Annotated in this window: 17 protein-coding genes and 1 riboswitch; of the genes, 5 read left to right on the top strand and 12 right to left on the bottom strand. The window is 68.7% G+C overall.

The window, feature by feature from the left end; all coding sequences use genetic code 11:
• Positions 1 to 75: 75 nt before the first annotated feature.
• On the bottom strand, positions 76 to 336 hold the full coding sequence (locus CAP40_RS09815; protein WP_086129422.1) for a hypothetical protein: 261 nt from the start codon (positions 334 to 336) through the stop codon (positions 76 to 78).
• 154 nt (positions 337 to 490) lie between these two features.
• Positions 491 to 796 (bottom strand): energy transducer TonB, encoded by a 306-nt coding sequence (locus CAP40_RS09810; RefSeq protein WP_086129187.1) that lies wholly within the window; start codon positions 794 to 796, stop codon positions 491 to 493.
• A 327-nt stretch (positions 797 to 1,123) separates the two neighbouring features.
• Here CAP40_RS09810 and argJ point away from each other — a divergent pair, with 327 nt between their 5' ends.
• Positions 1,124 to 2,350, top strand: a complete 1,227-nt coding sequence (gene argJ, locus CAP40_RS09805) for a bifunctional glutamate N-acetyltransferase/amino-acid acetyltransferase ArgJ (RefSeq protein WP_086129185.1) — start codon at positions 1,124 to 1,126, stop codon at positions 2,348 to 2,350.
• Between the two features lie 119 nt (positions 2,351 to 2,469).
• Here argJ and trxA read toward each other — a convergent pair whose 3' ends face one another.
• The 6 genes from trxA to tsaE are packed head-to-tail and all read right to left on the bottom strand — an operon-like array spanning position 2,470 to position 11,459.
• Positions 2,470 to 2,814, bottom strand: coding sequence for a thioredoxin (trxA, locus tag CAP40_RS09800; protein ID WP_086129183.1), 345 nt, complete (start codon positions 2,812 to 2,814; stop codon positions 2,470 to 2,472).
• A 54-nt stretch (positions 2,815 to 2,868) separates the two neighbouring features.
• Positions 2,869 to 6,291 (bottom strand): double-strand break repair helicase AddA, encoded by a 3,423-nt coding sequence (addA, locus tag CAP40_RS09795; protein ID WP_086129182.1) that lies wholly within the window; start codon positions 6,289 to 6,291, stop codon positions 2,869 to 2,871.
• Positions 6,284 to 9,220 carry a double-strand break repair protein AddB gene (gene addB / locus CAP40_RS09790; RefSeq protein ID WP_086129421.1) on the bottom strand — a complete coding sequence of 979 codons (2,937 nt, stop codon included), beginning with the start codon at positions 9,218 to 9,220 and terminating at the stop codon, positions 6,284 to 6,286. The genes addA and addB overlap by 8 nt, the downstream gene beginning before the upstream one ends.
• 60 nt (positions 9,221 to 9,280) lie before the next feature.
• On the bottom strand, positions 9,281 to 10,042 hold the full coding sequence (locus tag CAP40_RS09785) for a nucleotidyltransferase family protein (protein WP_086129180.1): 762 nt from the start codon (positions 10,040 to 10,042) through the stop codon (positions 9,281 to 9,283).
• Complete coding sequence (locus CAP40_RS09780; RefSeq protein ID WP_086129178.1) at positions 10,039 to 11,019, bottom strand: aminoglycoside phosphotransferase family protein; 981 nt, start codon at positions 11,017 to 11,019, stop codon at positions 10,039 to 10,041. The genes CAP40_RS09785 and CAP40_RS09780 overlap by 4 nt, the downstream gene beginning before the upstream one ends.
• Positions 11,016 to 11,459, bottom strand: a complete 444-nt coding sequence (tsaE, locus tag CAP40_RS09775) for a tRNA (adenosine(37)-N6)-threonylcarbamoyltransferase complex ATPase subunit type 1 TsaE (protein WP_086129177.1) — start codon at positions 11,457 to 11,459, stop codon at positions 11,016 to 11,018. Before tsaE ends, CAP40_RS09780 begins: the two co-directional genes overlap by 4 nt.
• Before the next feature lie 68 nt (positions 11,460 to 11,527).
• Here tsaE and CAP40_RS09770 point away from each other — a divergent pair, with 68 nt between their 5' ends.
• Positions 11,528 to 11,992 (top strand): hypothetical protein, encoded by a 465-nt coding sequence (locus CAP40_RS09770; protein WP_086129174.1) that lies wholly within the window; start codon positions 11,528 to 11,530, stop codon positions 11,990 to 11,992.
• Positions 11,993 to 12,024: 32 nt separating this feature from the next.
• Here the strand turns inward: CAP40_RS09770 and CAP40_RS09765 are convergent, their stop codons facing one another.
• From CAP40_RS09765 to ahcY, 3 genes are all read right to left on the bottom strand, one after another.
• The gene (locus CAP40_RS09765; RefSeq protein ID WP_086129172.1) at positions 12,025 to 14,364 is read right to left on the bottom strand and encodes a HAMP domain-containing sensor histidine kinase; all 2,340 of its coding nucleotides are present in this window, start codon (positions 14,362 to 14,364) and stop codon (positions 12,025 to 12,027) included.
• A gap of 149 nt (positions 14,365 to 14,513) precedes the next feature.
• On the bottom strand, positions 14,514 to 17,558 hold the full coding sequence (locus CAP40_RS09760) for a TonB-dependent siderophore receptor (RefSeq protein WP_086129170.1): 3,045 nt from the start codon (positions 17,556 to 17,558) through the stop codon (positions 14,514 to 14,516).
• Positions 17,559 to 17,793: 235 nt separating this feature from the next.
• Positions 17,794 to 19,194 carry an adenosylhomocysteinase gene (gene ahcY / locus CAP40_RS09755; protein ID WP_086129168.1) on the bottom strand — a complete coding sequence of 467 codons (1,401 nt, stop codon included), beginning with the start codon at positions 19,192 to 19,194 and terminating at the stop codon, positions 17,794 to 17,796.
• Positions 19,195 to 19,334: 140 nt separating this feature from the next.
• Positions 19,335 to 19,532: riboswitch (cobalamin riboswitch) on the top strand.
• A gap of 108 nt (positions 19,533 to 19,640) precedes the next feature.
• On the opposite strand from ahcY, the gene metE reads away from it, so the two are divergent.
• The 3 genes from metE to CAP40_RS09740 all read left to right on the top strand — a co-directional run bounded on the left by metE (position 19,641) and on the right by CAP40_RS09740 (position 23,290).
• A complete protein-coding gene (gene metE / locus CAP40_RS09750) occupies positions 19,641 to 21,941 on the top strand; it encodes a 5-methyltetrahydropteroyltriglutamate--homocysteine S-methyltransferase (protein WP_086129420.1) in 2,301 nt (766 codons plus the stop codon).
• A complete protein-coding gene (locus CAP40_RS09745) occupies positions 21,941 to 22,684 on the top strand; it encodes an acyl-CoA thioesterase (protein WP_218822129.1) in 744 nt (247 codons plus the stop codon). The genes metE and CAP40_RS09745 overlap by 1 nt, the downstream gene beginning before the upstream one ends.
• A gap of 180 nt (positions 22,685 to 22,864) precedes the next feature.
• Positions 22,865 to 23,290, top strand: a complete 426-nt coding sequence (locus CAP40_RS09740) for a hypothetical protein (RefSeq protein ID WP_086129165.1) — start codon at positions 22,865 to 22,867, stop codon at positions 23,288 to 23,290.
• 51 nt (positions 23,291 to 23,341) lie between these two features.
• On the opposite strand, the gene CAP40_RS09735 is transcribed toward CAP40_RS09740, so the two are convergent.
• Positions 23,342 to 23,902, bottom strand: a complete 561-nt coding sequence (locus CAP40_RS09735; protein ID WP_086129163.1) for a YqgE/AlgH family protein — start codon at positions 23,900 to 23,902, stop codon at positions 23,342 to 23,344.
• Positions 23,903 to 23,961: the final 59 nt, after the last annotated feature.

Here is a 23,961-nt window from a genome sequence, read left to right as displayed (position 1 = left end):
GCCGCTGCGGCCGGCGCCCGCTTGAATGCGAAAACGGAAAGAACGGCCGCCGGGTTCAGCGGGCCGCGAGGAAGCTCATTCGAGCCGGCGCTCGAAGGGCAGGCGCAGGGCGGCGGGCGCGTTCCGCACGGCCGCGAGCGGAAGAACCCGTTCAGGCCGCAGCAGCGGCACGGGGAGCGCGGGCGCCGCGCGACGGGCCGGAAGCACCGCCGCCTGCGCCGCCTGGGCGGCCTGGACCACCGCCACGCCCTGCATCTGCCGAAGTCCGCCGCGATCGGCCGAACCGGCACCGGTCAGGCTCGCGAGAAAGGCAGTGAGGAGAAGCAGCAATTCCAAGAAACGAAGCTCGCAAATGTTCCGGCGCCCCAAGATCATGGGGCACGCTTTCGGCGACATAGTAATTCCGATCGCCTTCGTCCAATCGAAAGCGAGTATCCGCCTGTCGCGGGCCGGAACGGGCCGGGGCAAAGCCTGCCCCGGCCCGCGCGGATCATTGCGCCGTGGCACCGCCCGCGACGAAATCCACCGAAGCCGAGCGCGATTCCGGCGCCTTGCCGCTCTCGGCCGGCAATTTGAGCGTCTGCACCTGCTGGCAGGCCACCTTGTCGATGCCCGCACTGCCGCTCGACTGTTCGACGGTGCAGGCCGAGACCGCGCCCTGCTTGTCGAAGTCGAGATGGACCACCGGCGCCTTGGTGTAGCTCGCGGGCAGCTTCTGCACGGTGATCGTCATGATGGGGGCCGGCGCGACCGGCGCCGTCTGTCCGGCAAGGGCCAGGAGGGTAGCGAGAATCATCGGATGCCTTTCATGTATTCGGCGACTGACGCATTGCTATCACCGGCGCCGCCGATGTCCATCGGGCCGCAACGACCGATCCGGCCCCGGGCTATTTCGTCGCCTCGCCCCCCAGGATGACCATCCGGCCGTCCGGCCTCGGGCGGATCTGGGCGGAGAGATCCGGCATGGCGATCTTCGCTGTCGTCCGCTCGCAGGCAATGGCATCGGGGCGCGGCGTCGCCCGTGCCCGGCTCCGCGCTGCAGCTCCGCAGCCTGGAGCCGAAAGCATTTGATCTTTCCCCCTGCTTGCCCGAAGCGGGCGCCAGCTCAGCAACAGGTCCTCGCATGTCCATCGAACGCTCCCCGCTCGCGCTTCCCTTCCCGGCCCTGCCGGCCATCCCCGGCGTCACCGCGCGCGTCGCCCGGGCGCGATACAAGAACTGGGATCGCTGCGACCTGACCTTCATCGAGCTGGTGCCGGGAACGGCGGTGGCGGGCGTGCTTACGGGCAGCAAATGCCCCTCGCCCGAGGTGGAATGGTGCCGCAAGGCGCTGCCGCTGGGCGAGGCGCGCGCGCTTGTGGTGAATGCGGGCAATTCCAACGCCTTCACCGGCAATCGCGGCCGTGCCGCGGTGGAGGCGATCGCCGCCCGCGCCGCCGCGCACCTAGGCTGCCTGCCCTCCGACATATTCGTCGCTTCCACCGGCGTGATCGGCGTGCCGCTGCCGATCGACAAGGCCGAAGCCGGCCTCGACAATGTCTTCGGCGCCGCACCCTGCAGCTGGGAAGACGCCGCCGCCACGATCATGACCACCGATACCTTCGCCAAGGGCGCGGTCACGCGCGCCGTGGTCGGGGGCAAGACCGTCAATCTGATCGGCATCATCAAGGGATCGGGCATGATCGCGCCAGACATGGCGACGATGCTCGGCTTCGTCTTCACCGATGCCGCGGTCGATCCGGCCTTCTTGCAGGCCGCGCTGGGCGATGCCAACCGCAAGACTTTCTCGTGCATCACCGTGGACGGCGATACCTCGACCAGCGACACCGTGCTCGCCTTCGCCACCGGCAGCGCGGGCAATACGGTGCTGGCGGGCGACGGGGATGACGGCGCCGATGCGTTCCGCGCCGCGCTCCAGGACCTGTGCCACCAGCTCGCCCTGCTCGTCGTCCGCGACGGCGAAGGCGCGCAGAAGCTGATCGAGATCACCGTAGAGGGCGCGGAAAGCGATGCCAGCGCGCACCGCATCGCCATGTCGATCGCCAATTCGCCGCTGGTGAAGACCGCGATCGCCGGCGAGGACGCCAATTGGGGGCGCGTGGTGATGGCGGTGGGCAAGGCCGGCGAACCCGCCGAACGCGACCGGCTCGCCATCCGCTTCGGCACCACCCAGGTGGCGCGCGACGGCCTGGCGGTGGAAGGCTATGACGAGGCGCCGGTCGCCGCGCACCTCAAGGGCCGCGAGATCGAGATCGGCGTCGAACTGGGTCTCGGCGAGGGCCGCGCCACCGTGTGGACCTGCGACCTGACGCACGGCTACATCTCGATCAACGCGGATTACCGCAGCTGAGCATGGCGGGGCGCAAGCCCCACGACACTGCCGCGCCGCCATGATCCGGGGCCTCAATCGCCAAACCCCGTCATCCCCGCCTGCGCGGGGATGATGGTGGAGAATATGGCGCCGGGCTCTCAGGCGGCGGTGGATGCGCCCGCAGTCAGCGAGCGCTCGACCCACTGCTTGATCGCGCTCTTCGGCATCGCGCCCACCTGGGTCGCCGCCGGCTGGCCGTCCTTGAACAGGATCATGGTGGGAATGCCGCGCACGCCGTACTTGGTCGGCGCGTCGGGATTCTCGTCGATGTCGATCTTGATGATCTCGACCCTGTCGGCCAGTTCCTCGGCCAGTTCCTCGAGCGCCGGGGCGATGATCTTGCACGGCCCGCACCATTCCGCCCAGAAATCGACGAGCACGGGCTTGTCGGCCTCGAGAACGTCTGCGGAAAAGCTGGCGTCGGTTGTCGCCTTGGTGGCCATGGTCAAACTCCTGATACGATGTTGGCCGCTAATCTATGATGGCACCTCGCAGGGTCAAGCGCGCAAGCCCAAGCTTTGCTCCATATCCGTGAAGCCCGGCTTGTGCGCCGAGAGCAGATCGGCCGGCAGGAGATGGAGCACCGGCCCTGCCGCATAGAGCAGCCCCGCCTCGATCGTGCGCGCCGGGAAGATCACCGCCAGCGCCGCGACATAGGCCGCCATCTGCCGGAGATGATAGGGCGGAATCTCGTCCAGCGACGCGGGCGCGCGGCGGCCGGTCTTGAAGTCGATCACCCGGACATGGCCGGCCGTGACCACCAGCCGGTCGACCGTGCCCGAGACGACCAGCCCGTCCCCCAGCACCGCGGCGATGGGCGCCTCGCCCAGGGACGCGGGCCCGAACAGCTCGGCAAAACGCGGATCCTCGGTGACCGCCAGGGCCGCGGCGACGAGCTCGGCGCGCAGGGCGGGATCGGTGATGCCCCCCGCCCCGGCCAGCCAGCGCTCGGCGGCGGAAGCGCGTTCGTCCGCGCCAACCGACGGCAATCGCTCGAACAGCGCATGCAGGAGCCGGCCGCGCTCGGCGGCGGCCCGCAGCGCGGGCGTGGGCGGCGGGTCGGCGACCGCGTCATCGCCCAGCGCGGAGGGCGCGAGCGGGCGCGGCGGGCGGGCTTCTTCGGGCGCGGGGCGGCGTGCCCATTCGGGAAGCGCCACCGCCGCAACGGGCCCCTGTGCCGGTCCAGGCCGGGCGGGAAGCGGCGCCTGGGGCTGCGATCCCTTGAACTCGCGGATCTCCCCCTCGGCCACGCCCAGGGCGTCGAGTGCGGCGGCGCTGGCGGCGTACCAGCTCTTCTGGGGAGGAACGCCCTTGGCCTGGGGCCCCAGGGCGCCGGCCACGACCAGCCGTTCCTCGGCGCGGGTGGCAGCCACGTAGAACAGGCGCCAATGCTCGCTGAGTTCGCGCGCATCGGCATGTTCGAGGACCGGCCCCAGCACGCCGCGCTCAGCGGCACGGGGCCGGAAGATGGGCAGCTTTCCGGGCGCTGTGGACGGTTCCCAATGCAGGAAGTCGCGGGGGGAGCGGGTCGGATCGACCGTGGCGTCGGCAAGGATGACCAGGGGCGCCTGGAGGCCCTTGGCGCCATGCGCGGTCATCACGCGCACCGCCGCCTGGGGCTGGGCCGCGTCGCGGACGATCTCGACGTCGCCGCGATCGAACCAGTCGAGGAAGCGCTGCAGCGACGGCGTCGCCAGCTTCTCGAAGTTGAGCGCCGCGTTGAGCAGTTCCTCGATCGGATCGCGGGCTTCCTCGCCCAGGCGGCGGAGCAGCTTGCGGCGGCCGTCGAGCGGGCCGGAAAGCAGTTCCTCCAGAAAGCGATAGGGCGTGGCGATATCGGCCCGGGCGAGCAGCGCGTATAGCGGCGCGAGGCGCTCCGGAGGCTGGGTGTTGCGCAGGTGCCGCCAGAGCCCGCCACGCTCGCGGACGGCAGCATCCATCAGCGCTTCCTGGCTCCAGCCGATCAGCGGCGAGACCAGCAGCGACGCCAGCGACAGATCGTCCTCGGGCTGGAGCGCGAAACGGATGGCGGCAAGCAGGTCCTGCACCGCCAGCGGCGCGTTCAGCCGCAGCCGATCGACGCCCGCCACCGGCACATCCTCGGCATAGAGGCGCGCGACGATCAGCGAGGCCAGCTCGCCGCGGCGCTTGACCAGGATCATCACATCCTCGGGCGCCAGCTTGCGGCCCTTGCTCTCCAGGTCGAGCGTGCCGATCCAGCCCTTGATCGCCCGGGCGATGTCGCCGGCGAGCTTGCGGGTGGCATCGCTCACCCACGCCTCCTCATCGGCCTCGCTGCCGCCTTCGGTGACCGGCGGCCACAGCGTCACGGTGCCCGGCCCGGGCACTTCGCTGGCATGCGGCTCGACATCGGAAAGCTCGCCCATGCCCGGCATCGGCAGCGCACCGATCGCGGCGTCGACGAATTCGAGCACCGGCCGGGTCGAGCGGAAGCTGTGGGTGAGCGACAGCTCCTCCACTTCGCGCGGCGCCATGTCGAAGTCCGGATCGGGGTGGATGCGCGACTTTGCCAGAAAGCGCTCGAAGGCGGCACGGAAGAAGATCGGGTCGGTGCCCTGGAAGCCGAAGATCGCCTGCTTGTAGTCGCCGACGGTGAACAGGGTGCGGACCGTCTCCGCGCGTGCACCCTCGCCGACGAAGAACTCGTCGGCGATCGCGCTGACGATCGCCCATTGCTGGGGATTGGTGTCCTGCGCCTCGTCGATCAGGACATGCTCGGTCGCGGAATCGAGCTTGAAGCGCACCCATTCGCCCATGCCGGGCTCGGCGAGCAGGGCGACGGTGCGGTGGATCAGGTCGTTGAAATCGACCGCGCCGAGCCGGCGCTTGGCCCGTGCATAGGTCTCGGCATAGACTCGGCCGGCCTCGAGGCCCGAAGCAAGCAGGTCCGCATAGGCGGCCTGGGTCTTCATGCCGAGCAGTTCCGCGCAGCTTTCGAACAGCCGCATCGCATGATCGGCATACGCCGGGTCCTGCGGCGCCTGGCCCTTGCCGAAGGAACGCGGCTCGCCCTTGGCCGTGGCCCAGATCGAATGGAGGTCGGCGAGGCTTGCGGCGCGCGCCTCGGGGGATCTGGACAGCCAGGCCGCGGCGATGTCGGCCCGTTCCAGGCCCCGCGCGGTGCCCCAGTCGGCGTTCATCACCGTGAGGGCGCGCAAGCTTCCCAGATCGAACACTCCATCGGCACAGCGCCGGGCGATCTCGGCGTCCACATCGCCCCCGGGCAGGCCAAGCGCCTCGCGCAGGAAAGGCTGGATCAGGATCGGCAGCTCGGCCAGCGCCTCGCCTTCCCTGGCACAGGCCTTGAGGAAGGCCTCGGCCTTGCCCTCGCCCAGCCGCAGCGACAGCGCACCCACCGCGTCGACGATCCAGCCGCGCCCCTCGCGCTCGGCATCGACCAGCATCTCGGCCAACGCCTCGCGCGCCAGCACCGCTTCCTCGCGCTGGTCGAGCGGACGGAAGCCGGGGACCAGCCCCGCCTCCATCGGAAAAGCGGCGAGCAGCGACTGGCAGAAGCTGTGGATCGTCTGGATGCGGATGCCGCCGCCGGGCGCATCGAGCACCTTGGCGAAGAGCTGGCGGGCCTTGCCGATCATCTGCGGCGTCGCGGTCTCGCCAAGCGCGGCAAGATCGGCGCGCAGGCTCCCCTCGTCGATGCGCACCCATCGGGCGAGGCGGCTCGTGATCCGCTCCGACATTTCGGCGGCACCCGCCTTGGTGAAGGTGAGGCAGAGGATCGCGCCCGGATCGGTGCCGTGCAGCAACAGGCGCCAGACACGCGCCGCGAGCACCTGGGTCTTGCCCGTGCCGGCCGAGGCGGACAGCCAGACGTGCCGCTCCGGATCGCTCGCCCGGCTCTGGTTGCCCTTCAGCGGATGGAGGGGACGGGCTTCAGTCACGGCGTCCGTACCATTCGTCGCGGCGCATCAGCTGGTCATATTCGGCATAGGGCGCATATTCCGGCACCAGCTTGGCGGTGAAGGGCTGGTCGCCGGTCAGCCAGGCGCGCACCGCCTCGGCGAAGTGATGCGCGGCGATATCGACGAACTCCCCGACGGGGATCGGTTCCTTCTTCTTCGGGTCGACCGGGCTGTCGACATAGCCGAAGCCGCCGGAGCGCGGGGAGCGGGCGAGCGACCAATATTCGAAGGCACGCGCCACGCCCTCGATATCGGCGAAACCGCCCCGCTCGGCGATCAGCCCGAGCAGGCCGAGCTGGAGGCTGAACCCGGCGCGGACGGCGCGGGTGCTGGGCGGCTGGCCGGTCTTGTAGTCGACGATCGCCAGGCCGCCATCGGGCAGGCGATCGATCCGGTCGAACTTGCCGCGCAGCTTCACGCCAGCGAACTCGATATTGCCGTCGAGCTCGACCGCGAGCACCTTGCGCTCCGGATCCTCGGCGATCTGCCGGGCGATCCAGTCGATCGCTTCCATCAGCCGCGGCTGCCAGAGCGCGCGCATCATCGGATGGGTACGCGCGTCCACCAGCATCGCCTCGGCACGGGCGCGCAGCTTCGCCGGATCGCAGCCATCGAGTTCGAACCATTTCTGAAGAACATCGTGCACCGCCGTGCCCCGCCATGCCGCGCTGGGATCGGCATCGACCGGATCGAGCGGCATGAGCTTCAGCATGCGGCGCGCGTAGAAGGCATAGGGATCGGCTTTCAGGCGATCGACTTCGGTGACCGAGATCGCCTTGGGGCGGTCCGCGACCGGGGGCGACGGCTCGGGGCGCTCGGCAGGTTCATGGGCGTCGGGCCGATCGATCGCATGGAGCCAGGCGGCGAGATCCTGGGCCCGGTCGAGGCCGCCGGCAAGCGCCTCGAGCCGGAGCCAGAAGCGCGAGGCGATGGTCGGCGCGGTGGTGTCGCGCCGCGCGCGCGTGAGCAGCACTTCCGGCGCACCCAGCGCGCCGGCAAGGTCGTGCGCCGCCAGGCCGATGCGGCGCTCCAGGCCGGGCAGGCCCAGCTCGGCGCGGATGCGCGGGGCTAGCCAGGGATCGGGCGCGGGCAAGCCCGGCCAGACGCCTTCGTTGAGGCCCGACAGGATCATCAGGTCGGCGGTCTGCAGCCGCGCTTCGAGCTGGCCGAGGATGGCGAGGCGCGGATGGCCGCCCTGCGGCGGGCGGACGGCGATCTGGTCCATCAGCGTGCGCAGCATCGGCGCAAGCGTGTCCGGATCGGCGCGGCGCGGGCCGTCCCCGGCCTCACGCTCGAGATCGTCGAGCAGAGTCGCCGCGGCGCGGCCCTCGGCGCGGCTCCACAGGCCGTCGCCGCCCAGCGCCTGGGCGACTTCGCGCAGCGCCGCGAGCAGCACCGGGATCGGCTGGGCACCCCCGCCAAAGGCGGCCTCGAGCGGAACGAGCAGCACGCGGGCCGTCGGCCACCAGCGCAGGGCGGCCTGGCGGAGCGGCCCGTCCCTGCCCCCCTGCTCCGCCAGATGGCGATCGATGCCGGCAAGATCGGGCGCCGGGCGCGGCCCCCGCAGCGCGCGATCCAGCAAGCGAACGCCCTCCAGCCATTCGGGCCGCGCCTCGGGCATTACCAGCGGGTGCTTGAGGAGGGTGAGCAGCGGCAATGGGGCAAAGCGCTGGGCGGCGGCATCGGCGAGCGCGAGCAGCAAGGTTCCCGGCGGGAGGATCGAGAGCGGCTGGCCGGCGGAATCGTCGATCGCGATGCCCCAGCGCGCGCAATGCGCGGCGACGCGGCGGGCGAGCGCGCGATCGGGCGTGACCAGCGCGGCGGTGCGGCCCGGGGTCTCCAGCGTCTGGCGCAGCGCCAGGGCGATGGCCTGGGCCTCCTCCGCCGGCGTGGCGACTTCGAGGGCACGGACGCCGTCGAGCCTGCGCTCGCGCTCGGGCAGCGTGGTCCAGCCATGGGTCAGCTCCGGCGGCTGCATCGCCGAGGCGATCGCCTTGCTGCGCGAGGGCGCCGCATCATGCTCGCTGGCGGCACGCCAGGGATCGAACTCGCTGCGGTGGACGCCCATGCGCTCGAGCAGGAGCTTGAGATGGAATTGGGGGTGGGTCTCCAGGTTGCGGCGGCGCCGGCCGGAGACGGGGTCGGGCGCATGGGGCCCGAGCATGTCCCATTCGGCATCGGAGATCGCGATGGCGAGGTCGGGAAGCACCACCATCCCCTTGGGCAGCTCCGCCACCACCCGCTGGAGCCGGGCGATGGCCGGCGCGCTGGCGGTGATGCCGGCGGCGCAGACGAAGCCTGCCGGAGGATCGGCCTTCCAGCGCTTCGCCACCTTGTCGATCAGCAGACGGCGGCGGTCGGCGAGGTCGATACGGCCCAGGCGGGCGAGTTCCCTCGGCCAATGTTCGAGGACGATCTCGAACAGCTTGAGCGAACGCTCCCAATGGGCGGAAAGCTCGGGCCCCAGGTCCAGCTCCTTGAGCCGGCGGGGCGGGACTTCCTCGATGAGCAGCTGGTCGAGCGTGGCGGCGAGATCTCCGGCGAGGCGGACGGCCTCGGCGGCGTCGTGGCGGGGCTCGGCCTGCTGGATGAGACGGGCGAGGATCAGCTGGCGCTGCAGCGGCTGGACCGCGGGCGGCACGGGATCGGGATCGCCGGCGGCATCGAACACCGCTTCGTCCAGCTCGGGATCGCCGACCGCGACGAGCCGCGGCAGCAGGAGACCCCCGCCGCTGGCGCGGACGAAGGCATCCTGGATCGCCTTCTTGGCACGGTTGTTGGGAAGCAGGACCAGGCCGCGGGCCAGGCCCATCGGGTCGCCGCCGAAGCGCCGGATCAGCCCGTTCGCCAGCGCGTCGGCAAAGGCGCGATGCGGGGGAATGGTGTAGAGGCGGAGGGCGGCTGGCATGGGCTGGGTGAGCATTAGACTTAATCGTCATCCCGGCGAAAGCGGGGATGACGCTTCGCGTCACATCTCCGCCAGCACCTCTTCGGCTTCCTTCACCGCCGACGGCGTGCCGACGTCGAACCACAGCCCCTGATGGACCACGCCCCACAAGCGCCCCTGTTCCATCGCGCGGTTCCAGAACAGGTTCGTGGAGAACGGCCCCTCCGGCCAGTCGCGGATCGCGCGCGGGTGGAGGATCTGGGCACCGGCATAGACGAAGGGCGCGAGGCGGCCCGGCTTGCGGCGCTCGGTGATACGGCCGAGCGGATCGAGGCGGAAATCGCCCTGCCCCCGATGGCTGAACGCGCGCGCCAGCGGCACCAGCAGCAGCAGCGCGTCCATCTTCTCGTCGTTCCAGGCGGCCGCCAGCGCATGGAGCGCGTCGATCGGCCCGTCGACCCAGAGCGTGTCGCTGTTCACCGTGAAGAAGGGCTTGTCGCCCAGCATCGCCCGCGCCTGGACGATACCGCCGCCGGTCTCCATCAGCCGGGCGCGCTCGTCCGAGATCAGCACTTCGATATCGCCGGCTCGGGCCTTCAGATGCGCCTCGACCTGGTCGGCAAGGTAATGGACGTTGACCACCGCGCGCTTGATGCCGGCGTCGCGCAGATGGTCCATCGTATGGTCGAGCAGCGGCTTGCCGGCGACTTCCACCAGCGGCTTGGGGCGCGTCACGGTGAGCGGGCGCATGCGCTTGCCCAGGCCCGCGGCCATCACCATTGCCGTCTCCGGCATGGCCACGTCCGGATTGGGGCGCAGCGAATAGGTGGCGGACTGTTTCATGCGCCGGCGAGGGTGAGCGGATCGCCGCGCATGTCGGCGGGGATATTGGCCTCGAACCAGTCGGCGACGGGCTTCAGCGCCGGATGCTGGAGATCGCGGTTGAGATAGGTCCAGACGCGCGGGCACAGGCCCGGATAGCGCGGCTTGCCGTCGCGCCTCCAAAGGCGCGTGAAGATGCCCACGATCTTGGCGTTCCGCTGCGCGCCGAGCACGTGATAGGCAACGTCGAACGCAGCGCCCGCGCCGGTGATGCGCTTGTAGCGATCGAGCATCGCGGTCTCGAGCGTCTCGGGCACGTCGCGGCGCGCGTCCTGCAGCAGCGAGACGAGGTCATAGGCGGGATGGCCCGCCAGCGCGTCCTGAAAGTCGAGAAGGCCCAAGGTCTCTGCGCTACCGTCGATCAGCATGATGTTCTCGACATGATAGTCGCGCAGCACCGTGACAGGGGTGTGACCCATAAGGACGGGCGCGAGCGCCTGATCCCAGGCGGCGCGATACCCGTCCAGATCGACGTCGAGGCCGACCGCGGGGCAATACCATTCGGGAAGCAGGGCGACCTCACGCTGATACTCGGCCTGGCTGTAGGGCCGCAGCTCGGCCGCCGCCGGATATGCGGCGAGGCGGATGAGCAGGTCGATCGCTTCCTCGTAGAGGCGCAGTTCGCTCTCGGGCGCGGCATCGACCGTCTCGCGCATCCGGGCGTCGCCGAAGTCCTGGATCAGGACCAGCCCCTCGGTCAGGTCCTCGTGCAGGATCTCGGGCGCGGCAAAGCCGTTGCCGGTCAGCCAGCGCGCGACATTGATGAACGGGCGCGGATCCTCGTGCGGCGGCGGCGCGTCCATCAGGATCGCAGTGCGATCATGTTCCACCACGCGGAAATAGCGGCGGAACGAGGCATCGCCGGCGAGCGGGCGGATCTCGGCGCCGCCCCAACCGGCGGCTGTGAGGAAGTCGGGCGCCGCGGCGGGCGGATTCATGTCGGGAACCATCGGTCCTTCCATGCCGCCGGCACTTTCGCTGTCAAGGCGCGCGCGCCGTCCGGTGCCACATCCAGGGACAGCCACAGCGCATCGTGCCACGCCGCCGCCCCCAGCCGCTCGGGCCATTCGACGATCAGCAGCGAATCGATTCGGGCATCGTCGAGGCCCAGCTCCGCCGCTTCGGACGGATCGTCGAGCCGGTAGAGATCGACATGGAGCACCGGGAAGCGCACTTCCGGTGGGTCGTAGGGCTGGACGATGGCGAAGCTGGGCGACGGCGCCTCGCCCTCCAGCCCGAGCGCGGCGAGCAGCCCGCGCGCGATGCTGGTCTTGCCTGCGCCCAGCGGGCCCGACAGCGCGATCACGTCGCCGGGGCGCGCCAGCCCGGCGAGGCGACGGCCCAGTTCGAGCGATTCTTCCGGCGAGCGCAACAACATGGCGTTCCTTTATCACCCGCGCCGGGCTTGAACACTTCCTTGAGGAATATCTGCGAGAATCGGCAGCAATGGACGAGGAAGCGCGATCGCCCGCCGCCCGCCGGATCGACCGGATCCTCGTCCCGCTATTCTTCGTCTTCTATTTCGTCAGCCAGGATTTCATGGGCGATGTCTCGCTCGAAGGGCTCGACGCCTATGTGCTCTCCGCACCGGCGGGCAGCACGCGCGAGCAGCTCGGCGCCCGCATCGCGCATTTCAAGCATTGCTATTATCGCTCGCCGAGCTGGACGGACACGGGCGACGCGGTGGACTTCACCTATCGCGGCACCACCAGCGATGCCGGCTATTTCGTCTCGGTGAAGGTCCATTGCCCGTTCGGGCCGAACGGCACGCTGTCGAAACAGTGCACGCGCAGCGAATGGGCGCTGATCCCGTCGGACGTCGAGACACAGGAGAAGCGGAGCGGCTGGCTCGTGAACAGCGCCCCGGAATATTCGAACGCCGGCGCGCCGGAGTGCCCGGTGAGGGATTAGGCCTGCGCCCCCCTGGAAGGGAGGGGAACTGGCTATTTCCGCGGCAGCTCCACCGTCACCAGCGTGCCCTCGCCCGGCTCCGAGATCAGCTCGATCCGGCCGCGATGCGCCTCGACGAACTGCCTGGCGAGCGGCAGGCCGAGCCCGGTGGCCCGCTCGCCGCCCCGGGCGTTGCCGAACTGGGCGAAACGATCGAACGCACCCGCCGCCGCCTCGCGGCTCATCCCCGGGCCATTGTCGGAAACGATCACCCGCGCCACTCGCTTGTTGCCGTCGAGATGCAGGAGGACGCGCCCCTGCTCCGGCGTCGCCGCCACGGCATGGCGCAGGAGATGCTCGATCACCTGCCGGATGCGCCGGGCATCGCCGGTGATGCTGCCCGCGCTGCCGGCATCCTCGACCACCAGCTCGATCCCCTTGGCCTTGGCGAGCGGCGCCACCGCCTCGGCGGCGTTCTGCGCGGCGATCTCGATATCGACCGGAGCTCTTTCCAGCGGCGCCCCCTCGCTCTGGGTAAGGTCGAGCACGTCGTCGATCAGCAGGCCCAGCCGCTCGACCGAGACCAGGATCGCCTCGGCATATTCCCCGCCGCTCTCGCTCAGCGGGCCGGCAAAGCCGCCGTGCAACATCTCCGCAAAGCCCTTGATCGACGTGAGCGGGGTGCGCAGCTCGTAGCTCATGTTCGCGACGAAGGCGGTCTTCACCCGATCGGCCGCTTCCAGCGCCTCGTTGCGATCGCGCAGCGCACGCTCGGCGCGGTGGTGATCGGTGGTGTCGAGCATCGTCACCAGGGCATTGCCGTCGGGCAAGGGCACCGCGGTGATGTCGAAATGCCTGCCATCGGCAAAGGCGATGCTGGATCCGCGCGACTGGCGATCCTGCGCGGCCATGCGGATCAGGTCGCCGATCACTTCGGCACGCGCCGACTTGGCGAGCCGGGGGCCGGCCGCGCGGACCAGCTGCTGCACCTGCGGATGCCCGTCGAGGAAAGCGTCCTCGAAATCCCAGACCTGGCGGAACTTGCGGTTCCACAGCTGGAGCCGCCCCTTGCCGAACACCGCGACCGCTTCGGCCAGGCTCTCCAGCGTGGCGGTTCGCACCTGCTGCATCTCGCCATGCTCGCGCTGCAACTCGAACTGCTGGGTCCGGTCCTCGAACAACAGCAGCAGCCCGCCCTCGGGCAGCGGCTGGGCGACGACCCGCAGATGCGTCGCTCCCAGGCTCCACGTCTCCTCGACCGCATCGGGCGCGACGAACCATTCGCGCCGCTCCGCCTTCCAGGCCGGATAGTCGCGGACCTCGGGCAAGCGATTGGCCTCGCGCATCCGATCGAGCACGCGATCGAATTCGGGCCGGTCCGCGAGCCACTCGTTCTTCACCGCGAACATGCGGCGGAAGGGCTGGTTCGAGAAGATGAGGCTGCGATCCGGGCCGAACTGGGCCACGCCGGCCGATATCCGGTCGAGCATCGCGCGCTGGGCGGCGGCGAACCGCTTCAGGCCGCCCCGCGCCTGCTCCAGTTCCTCGATGTCCACCGCGAAGCCGGCGACGCCGCCGGTGGGAAGCGGCACGTCGTGGAGGCGCAGCATCCGGCGCTTGCCGCCGATCGTCGCCGGCATCGCCGCGGTCTGCGGCTCGCCGGTATCCCGCGCGATCGCGGCATTGGCGAGCGGCCCGCCCAGCCCGACTCCCTCGACCAGTTCCAGCCCGCGCGCCACCACGTCCTCGGCGTCCTTGCCCTCGACTGCCTCGACATAGGCCGAGTTGACCATGAGCAGGCGCAGGTCGCCGCCGCGATACCACATCGGCATCGGCGCGGCCTCGATCAGCGCGGTGAGCGCATCGAAGGCGGCGCGCAGGCGCGTGGCCTCGCGCTGCAGGCGATTGATCTCGGCCTGGCTCTCGGTCGCATCGAGGAACCACAGCACCACGCCGCCCGGCGCGTTGACTGCCTGGGGGGCGCGCTCGCCGATCACCAGCAGGGCACGTTCCGATCCGCATGCCCGCACGGAAAGGCTGAACGGCTTGCCCGCCTTCTGCGCGGCGGCAACGCGCACGCCCAGCGCCTCGGCATCCTCGGGCAGCAGCCCTCCCCCGTCCCCGCTCAGTTCGGCCAGTTCGCGCGGCAATTCCCGGAAGCCGAGCCAGTCGCCCAGCCGGCGCGGCAGCTCGAGCCGGCCGTCGGCGCGGACCAGCATCGCCTGGGCCGGCGACCCGCTCACCAGCGCGGAGAGACGCGCATTGGCATCGGCGATCGCTATCGCCTCGGCGCGGGCACGCAGGCCCAGATACAGCGCCCAGACGGCACCGATCAGCAGCAGCGCGAGGACCGCTCCCGCGACGACCGCGGATGCCTGGGAAATATGGATCAAGCCGCGTCCCCACGGCCTCTGCGCACTGTCATGACGCAACCATTAGGCAATGCATCGCCGGTCGGGAAGGCCGCATGCCGCCGGCGTGCCAACGAAAAGGGGCCCGGCAAGCCGGACCCCTTCGTTCTCGCGTCAAAGCGAATTGACGATCAGAACTTCACGCTGGCCGCGATGCGGAAGTAACGGCCAAGTATACCCGAATAATAAGTCGGAACCGAATTCGCGCTACCAGCCAGGGCCGGGAAAGGCGGCTTGGCGTTGAACACGTTGTCGACAATCAGCTTCAGGCCGAACTGGTCGTTCACCTTGGTTCCGACCGTGGCATTGAACAGCCACCAATCGCTCACGCCCATGATGTTGCGGGCATTGGGCGCTTCGTCGACGTCAAACTTGCCCTTGCCGTAATACTGGGCCTGGATGAGCGCGTTGAAGCCCTTGCTCTCATAGGTGAAATTGGCCGTGCCCGAATGGTGCGGATAGCCCACCTCGCCGGCAAGGTGGTTGACGTCGCCGGTGCCGACGCGCTGCTCCAGCTTGTCGCGGTAGAAATAGTTCACCGAGAGCCCGACCACGCCCGCATTGTTGAGCCCGACGCGCTCCAGCGGCAGGCGATAGGCCGCGGTGACCGTGAGACCCGAGGTCTGGTAGGAGGCAGCGTTGTAATAGCCTTCGCGGATCATCGTGATCTGGCCGGCGGAGTCGCGATCGACAAGGCCGCAGAAGCTGTTCGGATAGCCCGGCGAGTCATAGCAGGCATTGAGGATGTCGTCGCCACCGAGCGACGTGATCGCATCCTTGAGTTTGATGTTCACCCAGTCCACCGCCAGCGTGAAGCTGCGCGCGAAGCTCGGCTGGATCACCGCGCCCACCGTCCAGCTATTCGCCGTCTCGTTGCTCAGCCCCGGATTGCCCGAAACCGTCACCGGCACGGTGAAGTCGCTGTAGTTCGAGGTGAAGTTGGTGGTGTCGATGCCTGCCGCCGTGCAGTTCGCCTTGCGGACGGCCGGGTTCGGACCGCTGCCGACATAGCGCGTGTCGCACGGATCGCGGCCCACGTCGAAGGCTCGCGAAGTCGGGTTGAACGCCTCGGTGATGGCCGGCGAGCGGATCGACCGGGTGAAGTTGCCGCGGAAGGTGATGTCGCGGACGAAGCCGATGCGGCCGCCCGCAGTCCAGGTGAGATCGCCGCCCGACAGCGAATTGTGCACCCAGCGCGCCGCGCCGTCGAACTCGACCGTCTTCAGCCAGCTGAGGCCGTTTTCCGGCGTGACGAACGGCACGCGAAGTTCGCCGAACACTTCGTTGGTGTTGAACGAGCCGCTGATCGGATCGATCGGAATGATGCGGCCATATTGGGTACGCGTGCCGTCGCCATTGTCATGGCCGTAATAATAGGAGCCCGGATCGAACTTGGTCGATTCCCGGCGGTGCTCATAGCCGAGCGAAACGCTCACGTCGTTCCCGAACAGCGAGAACACCGGACCGGTGACGTTCGCGTTGAACACCAGCTGATCGTTGGTCGAGACCGGACGGGCGATCGCGAAGATATAGTCCTTCGCGGCCTGGCTCGCCTGGCCGACGCCGAAGATGTTCAGCGGCGCGCAGGTGTTGCTGACCGTCTGGGCGGGCGAATTGGTGTAGCCGGGGCGGCACACGATGTTGCCGTTGACGTCCTGCACCGCGTCGAGCGCGTTGAAGAAGTTGTCATTGACGAGCTCGTAGTTCTTGCCGACGGTCTGCGAACGGCCGTAGTTCGCCGACACTTCCCACTGGAACTGGCGGCTGCCGAGCGAGAAGTCGCCCGCGAAGCCACCGACGAAGCGATAGGTCTCGACATTCGCCTCGGAACGGCCGGTCGTGAGGTCGGAAAGCGCGCGCCCGACATAGAATTGGGTGGCGCCCGCCGGCAGGTTCGCCGCGATGGTCGCGCGGTCGGCCGGGTTCAGGAACGGGTTGTTGATCGACAGCAACAGGTTGCCGTCGGGCGTGCCGCCGGCATCGAACAGTGCGGTGTTGTAGTTGGGCTGGTCGATCAGGTTGACGCCCTTGCTGTGCGAATACCAGGCCTCGCCGAAGGCGCGGATATGGTCGGTCAGCTCATAGTTGAGCTGCGCATTGACCAGGTAGCGCTCCGAGCTGGTGAGCAGGTTGCTCTGCGCCGGCAGGTCGAAGCCGTTGCCGCCGCTGCTGATATAGCCCTGGCGCATCACCGTGCCGAGATTGAGCGGCACGAGGCGGCCGTTGGAACCGAACTGGAGCAGCTGGCCGTTGCCATCGCGGATGCCCGAGCGCGAGGCGAGGAAATCGTCGTCGCTGAACGGCACGCCGCCCGACGTGAAGGCACTGTAGCGCTGCGACGGATAGAGCAGGCGCTGATAGGGCGAACCCAGCGAGGACGGCGGCGTGCCGAAGAAATAGCCCGCGGCGGTGATCGCCCGGTCGGCCGAGGTGAAGCCGGTGGTCTTGTTGTATTCGCCTGCGATCACGATGTTGCCGCGGCCGCCGGCGAAGTTCTTGCCGGCCAGGATGTTGATGCGCGCCTCGGGAGCATCGCCTTCCTGCGAGATGCCGTACTGGCCGCCGATCTCCAGGCCCTCGTAATCCTTCTTCAGGATGACGTTCACGGTGCCCGCGATCGCGTCCGAACCATAGATCGGCGCGCCGCCGATGGCGACGGTCTCGATGCGCTGGACCAGCGTGGTCGGGATGTTGTTCAGGTCGACCTGGCTGCCCGGCGAGACCGGGCCGAAGATGCTCGCGGTGTTCGACGAGACGAAGCGGCGGCCGTTGACCAGCACGAGCGTGCGCTGCGTGCCGAGGCCGAAGAAGTCGACGAAGGTCTGCGCCGGGCCGAACGACGACTGCGCGCCGACCGCGCTGTTGCCCGGAGGGCCGAAGGCCGGAATTTCACGCAGCGCCTGGCCGACATTGGTGTAGCCGCGGGATTCGATCTGGGCGGCGCCGACCACCTGGGTCGGCTGCACGGTGTCGAACTCGGGGCGCGCGATGCGCGAGCCGGTCACCACGATCGTGCCCTCGGAAGCGGCAGGCTGATCGTCCTGCGCATCGGTGGGGGCCGGGGTCTGGTCAGCAGTCTGCGCGGCCGCTGGAGTGGCGACCAGCGCGAGAGCAAGAACCGCGGCAGACGCGGTCAGCGACAGGCGGCCGTACTGGGGGGAGAGAAAACGACGCATGCTACATCCCTTTAGCAAAAGACTTTCCCGTCCTCGGAATCGATTGTTGCTAGCCTTTGTCCGAAGCAGGAGCAGGACGTCGGAAACCGTGGGTTAGTTGCGGGTCCACAACGCTTTCTCTCGGCGCGTTGCATAATTACAACAATGTTACAGTAACGGAGATGTTAACGAAAAGGGCCGCGCTCCCCTGGGGGAACGCGGCCCGTTCTCGCGCTCGCGCGATCCCGCGACGGGATCAGTAGCGATAATGATCCGGCTTGAACGGCCCCTCGACCGGCACGCCGATGTAATCGGCCTGCTTCTTCGAGAGCTTGGTGAGCTTCACGCCCAGCTTCTCGAGGTGCAGCTCGGCCACCTTCTCGTCGAGGTGCTTCGGCAGGACGTACACGTCGTTCTTGTACGTGTCCGACTTGGTCCACAGCTCGATCTGCGCCAGCGTCTGGTTGGTGAACGACGACGACATCACGAACGACGGGTGGCCGGTCGCGTTGCCCAGGTTCACCAGGCGGCCCTTCGACAGGATGATGATCTGCTTGCCGTCCGGGAACTCGACCAGGTCGACCTGCGGCTTCACTTCGGTCCACTTGTAGTTCGACAGGCCGGAGATCTGGATCTCGCTGTCGAAATGGCCGATGTTGCAGACGATCGCCATGTTCTTCATGCCGGCCATGTGCTCGGCGGTGATCACGTCGGCATTGCCGGTCGCGGTCACGAAGATGTCCGAGCGGGTGACCGCCTCTTCCATCGTGACGACTTCATAGCCTTCCATCGCGGCCTGCAGCGCGCAGATCGGGTCGATCTCGGTGACGAGCACGCGCGCGCCGCCGTTGCGGAGCGAAGCGGCCGAGCCCTTGCCGACGTCCCCGAAGCCGGCGACGGTCGCGACCTTGCCGGCCAGCATCACGTCGGTGCCGCGGCGGATCGCGTCGACCAGCGATTCCTTGCAGCCATAGAGGTTGTCGAACTTCGACTTGGTGACGCTGTCGTTCACGTTGATCGCCGGGAAGGGCAGCTCACCCTTCTTGGCGATGTGATAGAGGCGGTGCACGCCGGTGGTGGTCTCTTCCGAGACGCCCTTGATGTTCTTCACCGTCTCGGTGAGGTAGCCCGGCTTGCGCTTGATGAATTCCTTCACCGCGCGCTGCATCTCGACTTCCTCGTCATTCTCCGGCTCGCCGAACGACTGGCCGGCCTCGAGCTTGGCGCCCCACAGCGCGAACATGGTCGCGTCGCCGCCATCGTCGAGGATCATGTTGCAGGTCTCGTCGCCCCAGTCGAAGATCGAGCCGACATAGTCCCAATATTCGGCCAGGCTCTCGCCCTTGACCGCGAACACCGGCACGCCCGAGGCGGCGATGGCGGCGGCGGCGTGGTCCTGCGTCGAGAAGATGTTGCAGGTCGCCCAGCGGACCTGCGCGCCGAGCGCGGTCAGCGTCTCGATCAGCACGGCGGTCTGGATGGTCATGTGGAGCGAGCCGGTGATGCGCGCGCCCTTGAGCGGCTGCGACGCGCCGAACTCCGAACGCAGCGCCATCAGGCCGGGCATCTCGGTCTCGGCGATGTTGATCTCGGCGCGGCCGAAATCCGCCAGAGTGATGTCCTTAACGACGTAATCCTTGTCGAGCACGGTAGCCACGAGCTGTCTCCAGATGTGAATCGATTGCGCGCCGGGAATCGCCGGCCGCGATGGGGGCGCCCTAGCCGCTTCGCCGGGCAGGTGCAATTCCAAATATAAAGATATCTTTATATGATGCTTGACGCGAGCCTCCGACAAGCGGATGCTTGGGGCGTCGAGGTTCTTCCGGCTTGCCCGGAAGCTAAGACGGGAAGCCGGTGCAAGTCCGGCGCTGCCCCCGCAACTGTAAGCGGCGAGCGGCGATCCAAGCGAGTCACTGGGGCCTCACCACCCTGGGAAGACGGATCGTCCGCGCTGACCCGTGAGCCAGGAGACCTGCCTTTGACGCGATAACGTCCACCGGCGGGGTGCCCGGTCTGGCCGCTTGCATGCCGCGGCCGGGCGACCGTCCGCGCCTGCCTGTGTCCAAGCCGGTCTCCCCCGTCCTTCATCGGGGTATGAAGACCATGACCGTCACTGTTGCCACGCTCGGCTTTCCGCGGATCGGCCCGCGGCGCGAGCTCAAATTCGCACTCGAGAAATTCTGGAGCGGCAAGTCCACCGAGGCGGAACTCCTCGAGGCCGCCACCGGCCTGCGCGCCGCAGCCTGGGCCCGCCAGGCCGCGCTCGGCGCCGACTGGCTGCCGAGCAACGATTTCTCCTTCTACGATCACGTGCTCGACACCAGCCTGATGCTGGGCGCCATTCCCGAGCGCTACGGCGTCCCCGCCGGCACCGCCGATCTGGGCACCTATTTCGCGATGGCGCGCGGGACGACGGGCGAAAGCGCGGGCTGCGCGCACGGCCATGGCCATACCGCTCAGGAAATGACCAAGTGGTTCGACACCAACTACCACTATATGGTCCCCGAACTGGCCGCGGGACAGAAGCTCGCCCTCTCCTCCTCCAAGATCGTCGACGAGTATCGCGAGGCCAAGGCGCTCGGCTACGAGACGCGGCCGGTGCTGCTCGGCCCGGTCACCTGGCTCAGCCTCGCCAAGGGGCGCGACGTCGATCCCTTCGATTTTCTCGACGAAGTGCTCGGCCTCTATTCGGCGGTGCTCACCCAGCTCGCCCATGCCGGCGCCGAATGGGTGCAGATCGACGAGCCGATCCTCGCGCTCGACCTGGACGAACGTCAGCGCGCCGCGATCACCCGCGCCTATGCCAAGCTGCCGCGCCTGGGCCTCAAGATCATGCTCGCCACCTATTTCGGCGCGCTGGAGGACAATCTCACCCTGGCGGTCAACCTGCCCGTCGCCGGCCTGCACCTGAACCTGGTCCGCGCCCCGGACCAGCTCGACCGGATCCTCGTCGCCGCGCCCAAGGGCCTGCTGCTCTCGCTGGGCGTGATCGACGGCCGCAACATCTGGCGCGCCGATCTGGAGAAGCTGCTCGACCGGATCGAGCCGATCGCCGCGACGCGCGACATCGTCCTCGCGCCGTCCTGCTCGCTGCTCCATGTCCCCGTCGACCTGGCGCTCGAGTCGAAGCTCGACGACGAGATCAAGCAATGGCTCGCCTTCGCGGTGCAGAAGATCGACGAGCTGGTGACCCTGAAGGATGCGCTGAACGGCGGCCGCGACTGGGTGGCGGAGAAGCTTGCCGCTTCCGGCCGGGCCGCGGCGGCGCGCAAGGTCTCTCCGCGCATCCACGATCCGCTGGTCGCCGCCCGCGCCGCATCGGTCACCGAGGCGATGCGCAGCCGCCAATCGCCCTATGCGGCACGCGCCGCAGTGCAGGCCGGGATCCTGGCGCTGCCGCCCTTCCCCACGACGACGATCGGCTCTTTCCCGCAGACCGCCGAGGTGCGCCATGCCCGCGCCGAGCATAATCGCGGCAATCTGGACGATGCCGCGTACGAACGGTTCCTGCGCGAAGAGACCGAGCGCACCGTCCGCTGGCAGGAGGAAGCGGGGCTCGACATGCTCGTGCACGGCGAGTTCGAACGCAACGACATGGTCCAGTATTTCGGCGAGCAGCTCGCCGGCTTCGCCTTCACGGTGAACGGCTGGGTCCAGAGCTATGGCTCGCGCTGCGTGCGCCCGCCGATACTCTTCGGGGATGTCTCGCGGCCGAAGCCGATGACCGTCGCGTGGTGGCGCTACGCCCAGGGCCTCACCGCCAGGCCGATGAAGGGCATGCTCACCGGCCCCGTCACGATCCTCAACTGGAGCTTCGTGCGCGACGACCAGCCGCGTTCGGCCTCCTGCGCCCAGATCGCGCTGGCGATCCGCGACGAGGTGGTCGACCTCGAAACGGCCGGCTGCAAGGCCATCCAGATCGACGAGGCGGCGCTGCGCGAGGGCCTGCCGCTGCGCAAGCGCGACTGGCAGGCCTATCTCGACTGGGCGGTGGATTGCTTCCGCCTCTCGGCCGCGGGCGTGGGCGATGCGACGCAGATCCATACGCACATGTGCTATTCGGAGTTCAACGACATCCTGCCGGCGATCGGCGCGATGGACACCGACGTGATCTCGATCGAGACCGCGCGCTCGCAGATGGAGCTGCTCGAGGGCTTCGCCGCCTATCGCTATCCAAGTGCGATCGGCCCGGGCGTCTACGACATCCATGCGCCACGCGTGCCCTCGGTCGACGAAATCGTCCGGCTGATGCGGCTGGCCCAGGCACACCTGGCACCCGGGCAGCTGTGGGTTAACCCCGATTGCGGGCTGAAGACGCGCAAATGGGAGGAAGTGAAGCCGGCGATCGACGCCATGGTCTCCGCGGCGCGGGAGCTTCGCGTGCGCGTGGCGGAGCCGGCCTGATGGCGGGTGTCGTCCGCCTCATCGACATGGTGTTCCCGGGCGACACCAACCACCATGGCACGCTGTTCGGCGGGGTGGCGCTCGCGCACATGGACAAGGTGGCGTTCCTCGCCGCCTCGCGCCATGGCCGGGCGCCCTTCGTCACCGCCGCCTCGGAACGGATCGACTTCGCCGCACCCGCGCTGAAGGGCGAGCTGATCGAAGCGGCGGGCCGCGTGGTCCGCGTCGGCACCCGCTCGCTCGATATCGAGGTCGAGCTGGTGGCCGAGGCATTGCTCAGCGGGGAGCGGCGGCTGTGCACGCGCGGCCGCTTCACGCTGGTGGCGCGCGAGGGAACGACGGCCCCCCTGCCGCCCCTCGCCTCATCCTCGACGGGCTCCGAGGCCGAACCGGAGGGCGTGCTGGTGATGGCCGACATGGTGTTCCCGCCCCAGACCAACCATTACGGCACGCTGTTCGGCGGCGATGCGCTGCGCATGCTCGGCAAGGCCGCCTTCATCGCCGCCACGCGCGACACGCGGAAAGTGATGGTGATGGCCGCCTCGGACCGCGTCGACTTCACGACGCCGATCCACGAGGGCGAAATGGTGGAGCTTGCCGCTCGTGTCGTCATGCGCGGGAACCGGTCGCGGCGCGTGCGGGTGGAGCTATGGGCCGAGAACCTGCTCAGCGCCGAACGGCGGTGCGCGGCTTCGGCCGAATTCGTGATGGTCGCCACCGCTTCGGCACATTTTGACGCGTGACGAATCTCCCGGAGCAAGGCATAGCGCGCCCGCGTCCAACCCGCTGCGCGAGTTCATCTCATGTTCCGCCTCATCGCGTCCGCATCGTTGCTTGCGATTGCCCTTGCTCGGCCCGCCGCTGCCCAGGAGGGAGGCGCCTCCCAGGACGTGAACAGCGCTGGCATAGTGCCACCGCGCGGCATGTCCTTCGAGAATGCCCAGGCGATGATGATGATCATGCGGGGCGCCAGCAAACAGGTCCGGGACAATTGCTGGAGCCTCGGCTGCGTGCTGATCGTCAACGATACCAGCGGCTATGACGTGGTCGGCTTCTACCTCGACTCGGCCAAGCCGGGGCAGAGCCCGCGCTGGAGCCACAACCAGTTCGGCGAGCCGCTCTGGCCGAGCAAGGCGACACTGCGCTTCAAGACGGGGAGCGCCGACACCTGCAGCATGCCAGTCCGCTTCGTGCTCCGACACCGCGAGACCCGAGAGAAGACCGAGATCAACGGCACCTCCAGCTTCTGCACCGCCCCCCACAAGGACACATTGATCCGCATCAAGATGCTGGAAGGCAAGGTCTATGTCCGCGGCGACGACGAGCCGGATGCCGGCCCGACGCACTGACCTCGGCACGCCGTCTTCCCTGCGCCGTGATGCCGGCCCCCGCCCGGCGCTTCAGGCCGTGCCCGCGCTGTTCGCCAGCAGCCGCGGATCGATGCCCGCCCCGGCAAAGGCGACCGTCCAGCGATCCTCGGCATCGATGTCGTAGATCAGGTCGGGCGTACCGGTGGTGTTGAACCAGCCATGACGCGCCATCTCGCTGTCCAGCTGGCCCTCGCCCCAGCCGGCATAGCCGAGCGCGACCAGCCACCGGGACGGCCCCGTCCCTTCCGCGATCGCGCGCAGCACGTCGATCGTGCCGGAAAGCGACCAGCGGCCGCCCACGTCGATCGTGTCCTGCCCACCCCAGTCGGGCGAGTGGAGCACGAAGCCGCGGCGCGGCTCGACCGGGCCGCCGAAATGCACCGGCGTGTCGGGCGCGACGCCGGGCTCGATCTCGAACTGGTCGAGCAGATCGTGCAGCGTCAGCCCGTCGATCGTGTCGCCGATGCCGATGCCGAGGGCGCCCTCCACATCGTGCGCGCACACCGCGATCACCGCGCGTTCGAAGCGCGGATCGCCGATGCCGGGCATCGCGAGGAGAAACTGGCCGGTGAGGAAGCGCGTCGAGTCCATGGCCGATCAACGTAGCCGCACCGTTTCGGCTCCGCCACGCTTGAAAATCATGGCCGGGG

It is taken from the genome of Sphingomonas sp. IBVSS2 (genome assembly GCF_002127225.1).
Classification (GTDB): domain Bacteria; phylum Pseudomonadota; class Alphaproteobacteria; order Sphingomonadales; family Sphingomonadaceae; genus Sphingomonas.
Note: the sequence above shows the minus strand (reverse complement) of the source record. Positions and strands in the feature narration are given on the sequence as shown.

What these genes read in the sequence shown, in the direction of transcription:
- addB (WP_086129421.1), bottom strand. Translation starts at nt 9,220, where the DNA reads ATGCCAGCCGCCCTCCGCCTCTACACCATTCCCCCGCATCGCGCCTTT.
- metE (WP_086129420.1), top strand. Translation starts at nt 19,641, where the DNA reads ATGACCGTCACTGTTGCCACGCTCGGCTTTCCGCGGATCGGCCCGCGG.
- CAP40_RS09785 (WP_086129180.1), bottom strand. Translation starts at nt 10,042, where the DNA reads ATGAAACAGTCCGCCACCTATTCGCTGCGCCCCAATCCGGACGTGGCC.
- CAP40_RS09770 (WP_086129174.1), top strand. Translation starts at nt 11,528, where the DNA reads ATGGACGAGGAAGCGCGATCGCCCGCCGCCCGCCGGATCGACCGGATC.
- CAP40_RS09745 (WP_218822129.1), top strand. Translation starts at nt 21,941, where the DNA reads ATGGCGGGTGTCGTCCGCCTCATCGACATGGTGTTCCCGGGCGACACC.
- trxA (WP_086129183.1), bottom strand. Translation starts at nt 2,814, where the DNA reads ATGGCCACCAAGGCGACAACCGACGCCAGCTTTTCCGCAGACGTTCTC.
- CAP40_RS09760 (WP_086129170.1), bottom strand. Translation starts at nt 17,558, where the DNA reads ATGCGTCGTTTTCTCTCCCCCCAGTACGGCCGCCTGTCGCTGACCGCG.
- argJ (WP_086129185.1), top strand. Translation starts at nt 1,124, where the DNA reads ATGTCCATCGAACGCTCCCCGCTCGCGCTTCCCTTCCCGGCCCTGCCG.
- CAP40_RS09740 (WP_086129165.1), top strand. Translation starts at nt 22,865, where the DNA reads ATGTCCTTCGAGAATGCCCAGGCGATGATGATGATCATGCGGGGCGCC.
- CAP40_RS09810 (WP_086129187.1), bottom strand. Translation starts at nt 796, where the DNA reads ATGATTCTCGCTACCCTCCTGGCCCTTGCCGGACAGACGGCGCCGGTC.
- CAP40_RS09735 (WP_086129163.1), bottom strand. Translation starts at nt 23,902, where the DNA reads ATGGACTCGACGCGCTTCCTCACCGGCCAGTTTCTCCTCGCGATGCCC.
- tsaE (WP_086129177.1), bottom strand. Translation starts at nt 11,459, where the DNA reads ATGTTGTTGCGCTCGCCGGAAGAATCGCTCGAACTGGGCCGTCGCCTC.
- CAP40_RS09780 (WP_086129178.1), bottom strand. Translation starts at nt 11,019, where the DNA reads ATGAATCCGCCCGCCGCGGCGCCCGACTTCCTCACAGCCGCCGGTTGG.